This window comes from Methanocalculus sp. (genome assembly GCF_030651615.1).
GTDB lineage: Archaea > Halobacteriota > Methanomicrobia > Methanomicrobiales > Methanocorpusculaceae > Methanocalculus.
This window is the reverse complement of the sequence record NZ_JAUSCG010000033.1, coordinates 1-7,102: the sequence shown is the minus strand read 5'-3', so window position 1 is coordinate 7,102 and position 7,102 is coordinate 1. Positions and strand designations below refer to the sequence as shown.

Genomic DNA, 7,102 nt, shown 5'->3' with positions numbered 1-7,102 from the left:
TGATTAAGATCGATGGTGATAACGTCATCATCCAGGTCTACGAAGATACCTCAGGCATCAAACCCGGTGAGCCCGTCTCAAATACCGGCCTGTCACTCGCAGTTGAACTGGGCCCCGGCCTCCTTACCAGTATTTATGATGGTATTCAGCGGCCTCTTGAAGTCCTCGTCGAGAAGATGGGCAACTTCATTGAACGTGGAGTTACCGCCCCCGGTCTTGACCGCTCGAAGAAGTGGGAGTTTAAACCTGTCGTCAAAGCAGGTGACCACGTCGTAGCAGGTCAGATCATTGGTGAGGTTCAGGAGACGAACAAGATGCACCGGGTCATGCTGCCGCCAAATGCAAAAGGCGGTGTCGTGAAGGAGATCAAATCAGGATCTTTCACCGTCGAAGAGACGGTCATCATCCTTGAGGATGGAACGACCTACCCGATGATGCAGAAGTGGCCTGTGCGTGTGCCCCGCCCGGTAAAGGAGAAGAAGAACCCAAAGATCCCGCTGAACACCGGTCAGCGTATCCTTGATGGTCTCTTCCCGATCGCAAAAGGCGGGACCGCCGCTATTCCGGGACCATTTGGATCCGGAAAGACGGTTACCCAGCAGCAGCTTGCAAAATGGTCCGATGCAGAGATTGTCGTCTATATCGGCTGTGGTGAGCGTGGAAACGAGATGACCGAGGTACTGACAGAGTTCCCGCATCTTGACGATCCAAAGACCGGAAAGCCCCTGATGGAGCGGACGGTTCTCATTGCAAACACCTCAAACATGCCTGTGGCAGCCCGTGAAGCATCGGTGTATACCGGCATCACGATCGCGGAATACTTCCGTGATATGGGCTATGATGTCTCCCTGATGGCAGACTCGACCTCACGCTGGGCAGAAGCGATGCGTGAGATCTCAAGCCGTCTTGAAGAGATGCCTGGTGAAGAAGGGTATCCTGCATATCTTGCTGCCCGGCTCTCAGAGTTCTACGAGCGTGCAGGTCTTGTCGATACACTCTCCGGTCGCCAGGGTTCCGTCTCCGTCATCGGTGCGGTCTCTCCACCCGGTGGTGACTTCTCTGAGCCGGTTACTCAGAACACCCTCCGTATTGTGAAGGTCTTCTGGGCACTGGATGCGAAGCTGTCACAGAGGCGTCACTTCCCGGCTATCAACTGGCTGAATTCGTACTCTCTGTACCTTGATCAGCTTCAGGACTACTATGACGAACATGTCTCCCCTGAATGGAATAAACTCCGCTCATGGGCGATGGAAGTTCTTCAGAAGGAGTCAGAGCTTCAGGAGATCGTTCAGCTCGTCGGATCCGACGCACTGCCCGAGTCAGAGCAGATCACCATCGAAGTGGCACGGATGCTCCGTGAGATCTTCCTCCAGCAGAATGCCTTTGATGATGTCGATACCTACTGTGACATGACCAAGCAGTTCGATATCATGAAGGCGATCAAGATGTATGCTGATCTTGCGTATGCTGCACAGACTGCAGGTGTTGCCCCCCCACAGATCATCAGTGTGAAGGCAAAGTCCGATCTTCCGCAGATCAAGTTCGTCCGCGACTACAAGCCGATGCTTGAACAGATTCTGAAGAGCATGGAATCTGAGTTCACAATACTGAGGGCAGGAGCATGAAGGAATATAAGACGGTTTTAAAGATCGCAGGCCCGCTCGTCTTCGTTGAGAAGACCGAGCCGGTCGGGTACCAGGAACTGGTCAACATCGTGCTCTCCGATGGAACAGTGAAGCGTGGTCAGGTCCTTGATACAAGCGACGACATCGTAGTTGTGCAGGTCTTTGAGACGACTGCCGGTATCGGCAGGGACTCGGGGATTCGATTCCTCGGTGAGACGATCAAGATGCCGGTCGGCAAGGATATGCTCGGCCGTATCCTCTCCGGTGGCGGAAAGCCCATCGACGGCGGTCCTGAGATCGTTCCTGAGAAGCGGCTTGACATCACCGGTGCTGCGATTAACCCGTATGCACGTGGCAACCCAAAGGATTTCATCCAGACAGGTATTTCCACAATCGACGGTACAAACACCCTCGTCCGTGGACAGAAGCTCCCGATCTTCTCAGGATCTGGTCTTCCCCACAATGATATCGCACTGCAGATCGCCAGGCAGGCAAAAGTGCCCGGCTCAACCGAGTCGTTTGCTGTGGTCTTTGCGGCGATGGGTATCACCAAAGAGGAAGCCAACTACTTCATGCAGGACTTTGAGCGGACAGGCGCACTTGAGCGTGCGGTCGTCTTCTTAAACCTTGCAGATGATCCGGCAGTTGAACGTATCATCACCCCGCGTCTTGCACTGACGACTGCTGAGTACCTTGCATACGAACTTGGATACCATGTGCTCGTCATCTTAACCGACATGACCAATTACTGTGAGGCGCTCCGTCAGATCGGTGCTGCCCGTGAAGAGGTGCCTGGTCGTCGTGGATATCCGGGATACATGTATACCGATCTCGCCTGTATCTACGAGCGTGCCGGTATCATCAAAGGTGTGAAGGGTTCAGTTACCCAGATCCCGATCCTGACGATGCCGGGTGACGATATCACCCATCCGATCGCTGATCTGACCGGATACATCACCGAAGGCCAGATTGTGGTCTCCCGTGAACTTCACCGGAAAGGCATCTATCCGCCCGTCAACGTTCTTCCGTCGCTGTCGCGTCTGATGAACCTTGGTATCGGAGAAGGGCTCACCCGTGACGACCACAAAAAGGTCTCCGATCAGCTCTACGCAGGGTATGCGGAAGGAAACGATCTCCGTGGCCTTGTTGCCATCGTCGGAAAGGATGCGCTCTCAGAGCGTGACCGGCTCTTCCTTGAGATGGCAGATTTCTTCGAGAACCGGTTCGTCCGCCAGGGGATCAACGAAGACCGTTCGATCGCACGAACCCTCGATATCGCATGGGAACTCCTTGCGACACTGCCTGAAGAGCAGCTCGTCAGAATTGACCGCGATATGATCAGGAAGTACCATCCCAAGTACCGGAAGGAGTAACCTGCCATGGCGCTCCGCGACGTAAAGCCGACCCGATCCGAACTGATCGCCCTGAAAAGGCGGATCAAGCTATCGGAGCGCGGCTATAAGCTCCTGAAGATGAAGCGTGACGGACTGATCCTTGAGTTCTTCAAGATCCTTGCACAGGCCAAGGATACCCGTGACGAGCTTGCCCGTAAGTATGCTCGGGCGCAGGAGATGATCGCCATCGCAGATACAGTCGAAGGCGCCATCGGTGTCAAGGCTGCTGCCTTCTCTGTCGGGGATGTCCCTCAGATCGAGTTGAAGAGCAAGAATATTATGGGCGTCGTTGTCCCCGAGATCACCTCGTCCAGTGTGAGAAAGAGCCCCACAGAACGGGGCTATGGTATGATCGGTACCTCGTCTGTCATTGATGAGGCAGCTGATGCATTTGAGGATCTCCTCGAATCTATCATTCACAGTGCCGAGATTGAAACGACGATGAAGCGACTCTTGGATGAGATCGAGAGTACCAAGCGGCGTGTGAACGCACTTGAGTTTAAAGTTATTCCCGAACTCACCGAAGCTCGTGATTTCATCAAGATGCGTCTTGATGAGATGGAGCGTGAAGAACTCTTCCGCTTAAAGAAGATCAAGGCCCGATCTCAGGCCTGATCACTTTTTTTTAGGATAAAGAAGGTATATCCGTAGAAGGAGCCGTACTCTCTGAATATCCGTATCTCCTCTTCCATCTCTAAGAGGAATGTCGCCATCTCCGGATCATGCTCTTCCTTCCATTGGTTGATTGTCGGGTTCATCTGCTGATAATAATCGTCCCATGCCTGTAATGGGAGCCGTTGTGTTCTGATGATGTCAAACCCTGCTCTTCCGGCATCCCGTATTCGTTCCTCTTCAGTACTAATCGCAGGATAATTTGCCTCCCAATAGGTTCGGAGCTCGTCTGGCAGCGGGGATTCGAACCAGCATAGTTCAGAAACGATGAGGTGACCTCCGTCTTTGAGGAGTGATCTCCATCTGGTGAGTCCGGCAGAGAACCCCATGATATAGATCGCCCCAACAGATCAGATCAGATCGACTGTCCCTGCTTTGAAGGGAAGGTGTTCCATTGTTCCGCAGACAGGTGAGACCTGTTGTATATCCTTCACCTTCTGAAGGTACGGGATATACAGATCGACTGGAACGATCCGCCCTTCTGGGGCTGATGCTGCGAGTATTCTCGTCTGTCTGCCGGTTCCGGATCCGATATCCAGGATCAGAGGAGTTTGTTTGGTATTGGTGGATCTGATCAGATCTTCTGTTATCCGGTTGTCTCCTGGTCCAAGCATCGTAAGGTTTTCGAAGAAATGGAAGAACTGATCCATATCGGGGTGTTGGAATCAGAAAGAAATGAATATTGTCTTGTTCTTCATATGATATATCAGGAGTTCTGGCAGGTTGTTCTATGGCATTTGGTACATTGCAGGATGTTGAGACCAGAGGGAAGACGGTACTTGTACGGGTGGATTTAAATTCTCCGATGGATCCCTCATCTGAAATGATCCTTGATGATAAGCGGTTCCGGGAACATATTCCGACGATCCAGGCGCTTGATGATGCAAAAGTTGTGGTGCTCACCCACCAGAGCCGCCCCGGAAAGAAGGATTTTACGACATTAAAATCTCATGCAGAACTACTTGAGCGGCTTATTCGCCGCCCGGTGATCTATGTTGATGATATCTTTGGGAAGGGTGCTCGCGATGCCGTTCAATCTATCCGGAACGGTGAGGTGCTCATGCTCGAAAATCTCAGGTTCAATGCGGAAGAGAACCTGACGATGAAGCCGGAGGAGGCGAAGAAGACACACCTTGTCAGACGACTTGCAGAGATGGGGGATCTCTTTGTGAATGATGCATTCGGCACAGCGCATCGGTCACAACCGACGATTGTCGGTCTTCCGACGGCGATGAAGACTGTAGCAGGCCTTCTGATGGAGCGGGAGATAAAGATGCTCTCAAAGGTCTTCTCCGGCGCACCCCACCCAATCACTTTCATCCTCGGCGGTACAAAGGTGGATGACTCAATAGCGGTTGCCGAACATGTCTTACAGAACGGAATCGCCGATCGGATCCTTGCAATCGGGGTTGTCGGAAATATCTTCCTTGCAGCAGTAGGAGTGGATATCGGTACTCCATCACGCCAGTTAATCGAGAGTCTCGGGTATTGTGGTGAGATACAGAAGGCTGAGCGGATTCTTGCTTCATATGCTGATCGGGTGGTGATCCCATCATCTGTTGCTGTACGTATGGATGGAGAACGGAGGGAGTATCCGATCGATCGTATCCCGCAGGATGCCCCGATCCTTGATCTTGGGTCCTCTTCGATCCACGATATGGTCTCTCTGATCCAGTCTCAGGGGACGATCGTATTCAATGGTCCGGCAGGTGTCTTTGAAGATCCGGACTTTGCTATCGGGACTTATGAACTCATCCGGGCCGCATCTACCGTTGAGTTCTCGGTGGTTGGTGGCGGCCATACTGCTGCGGTCATCGAGAAGATGGGGCTTGAATCGGCTTATTCTCATCTCTCAACCGGGGGTGGCGCCTGTATTGAGTTTCTGACCGGGAAGAAGCTCCCGGCAGTGGCGGCACTCGAATCGTCATGGCAGCTCTTTGGAAAGGGATCCCCCGACTGATCTCTATTCTTTCTGGTTTTCCACAACCTCGTCAACTATTGAACTGATCTGCGTGAGCAGGAGGGGATCAAGCCCCTTCTCAGCACTCAGGTAGACTGCTCTCAGATCAAGGAGCCTGATCTTGTTCGATACGAAATGGATGAATTTCGAGATATTTGGTGAAGAGAGGTAGATTAAGAGGGTGCTGATCGAGTCAAAGAGTAGTGCGGTATGATCGCCCTGCCTCTTTTTCAGTGCCTCGGAGATGGCAATTCCAAGTTCGGTCAGATTACCCGGGTTTGAGGTGAATGTGGTGTTTGGCTGATTTATCGGAGCTGTTCCGAGTGAGTATTTTGTGATCGCATCGATGAAATAGATCTGATTTTGGGGAATCCCCCTCTTCTCATAGAGTTTTTTCAGGATTGAAGAGGGAATGTTTGTCGTGATGATGATGCAGCTATGTCCGTCTGCTGTCAGCTGAGAGACGATATTCATATTTGTCTCTTTCATCCGGGCAGGATCAGAGATATAGAGGTATATCGATGATCCTTCAGTGTCAATAGCACTCATCCGGTCACTCCTCATCCATCAGGAATCTGCGGTATGCTTGTGGGATCTCATCAAGGCTGAGGACGATCGACTGCTGCAATTCTCTGATATTCTCGATGACTTTGTTGGCATGGTTAATCTGGATCATCAGGCTTGTGTTGAGGTCATCATCATCAATCTCACCTGCTATATGGAGCTGTCGTATCTCGTCAAGACTCCGGGCGATGATCTCGATCGGGTTCTTTAACCTGAGTGCCGCCTCGGTGATATATGCAAGGAGTGCCCGTTCGCTCTTTCTTATCTCTGTCAGATCACGACCGATCACGGCAATTCCGGTTACGATACCCCGCTCATCAAGAATCGGTGAGAGTGAAAGCGAGAGCTCGATCTCAACTCCATCTTTTCTGATCCGGCGGGTTTCGATCTGTTCAACCCGCTCTCCTCTCTGCACTCTCGTGAGCGATTCTCCCCATTGCTCCTGCAGATCTACAGGGATGATCCGTGCGATACTCTCTCCAATCATCTCTTCAGACGTATACCCGAAGGTCTCTTCAGCGCCTTTATTCCATGAGATGACATGACCGTCTGGTGTTTCACCAATGATCGGATCCTGCGTTGTTTCGATGATTGCTCCAAGGAGCGCACGGAGTTCATGGATTTTTTTGATAGAGTCGATATTTGTGAGGATGTGTACAGCTCCGATCATCACCCCGTCTTTGTTTATGATCGGATCAATCGATACCTGATACCAGTGCTCCTCAATGGTAACGGTATGGGTCTCCCGTTTCTTTGTCTGCTTAGCTTTAACAAAGGGGCACCCTCTGATATTGGTTGGTGTATGATGGACGATCTCAAAGCAGCGCGATCCGATGATCTCTTCAAGCGGACGCTTTAACAATGTTGCAGATGCTCTGTTTGCATGA

The 7,102-nt window shown here is 51.7% G+C and carries 8 protein-coding genes; 4 read left to right on the top strand and 4 right to left on the bottom strand.

Annotated features, from left to right (window positions below):
• The 3 genes from Q7V06_RS01365 to Q7V06_RS01355 all read left to right on the top strand — a co-directional run.
• Positions 1 to 1,625 (top strand): V-type ATP synthase subunit A (locus Q7V06_RS01365; RefSeq protein WP_304836955.1); only part of this gene is annotated, 1,625 nt, incomplete at its 5' end.
• Positions 1,622 to 2,998 (top strand): V-type ATP synthase subunit B, encoded by a 1,377-nt coding sequence (locus Q7V06_RS01360; RefSeq protein ID WP_304836952.1) that lies wholly within the window; start codon positions 1,622 to 1,624, stop codon positions 2,996 to 2,998. The genes Q7V06_RS01365 and Q7V06_RS01360, both read left to right, overlap by 4 nt.
• A gap of 6 nt (positions 2,999 to 3,004) precedes the next feature.
• Positions 3,005 to 3,634, top strand: coding sequence for a V-type ATP synthase subunit D (locus Q7V06_RS01355; RefSeq protein WP_304836949.1), 630 nt, complete (start codon positions 3,005 to 3,007; stop codon positions 3,632 to 3,634).
• On the opposite strand, the gene Q7V06_RS01350 is transcribed toward Q7V06_RS01355, so the two are convergent.
• Complete coding sequence (locus Q7V06_RS01350) at positions 3,625 to 4,020, bottom strand: hypothetical protein (protein ID WP_304836947.1); 396 nt, start codon at positions 4,018 to 4,020, stop codon at positions 3,625 to 3,627. The genes Q7V06_RS01355 and Q7V06_RS01350 overlap by 10 nt on opposite strands.
• A gap of 21 nt (positions 4,021 to 4,041) precedes the next feature.
• A complete protein-coding gene (locus tag Q7V06_RS01345; RefSeq protein ID WP_304836944.1) occupies positions 4,042 to 4,341 on the bottom strand; it encodes a methyltransferase domain-containing protein in 300 nt (99 codons plus the stop codon).
• Positions 4,342 to 4,421: 80 nt separating this feature from the next.
• On the opposite strand from Q7V06_RS01345, the gene pgk reads away from it, so the two are divergent.
• Entirely contained in the window at positions 4,422 to 5,651 is a 1,230-nt protein-coding gene (gene pgk / locus Q7V06_RS01340; RefSeq protein ID WP_304836941.1) for a phosphoglycerate kinase, read from the top strand.
• 3 nt (positions 5,652 to 5,654) lie between these two features.
• Here the strand turns inward: pgk and Q7V06_RS01335 are convergent, their stop codons facing one another.
• On the bottom strand, positions 5,655 to 6,200 hold the full coding sequence (locus tag Q7V06_RS01335) for a hypothetical protein (RefSeq protein ID WP_304836938.1): 546 nt from the start codon (positions 6,198 to 6,200) through the stop codon (positions 5,655 to 5,657).
• Between the two features lie 4 nt (positions 6,201 to 6,204).
• The coding region (locus Q7V06_RS01330) for a PAS domain S-box protein (protein ID WP_304836935.1) at positions 6,205 to 7,102 on the bottom strand (898 nt) is incomplete at its 5' end.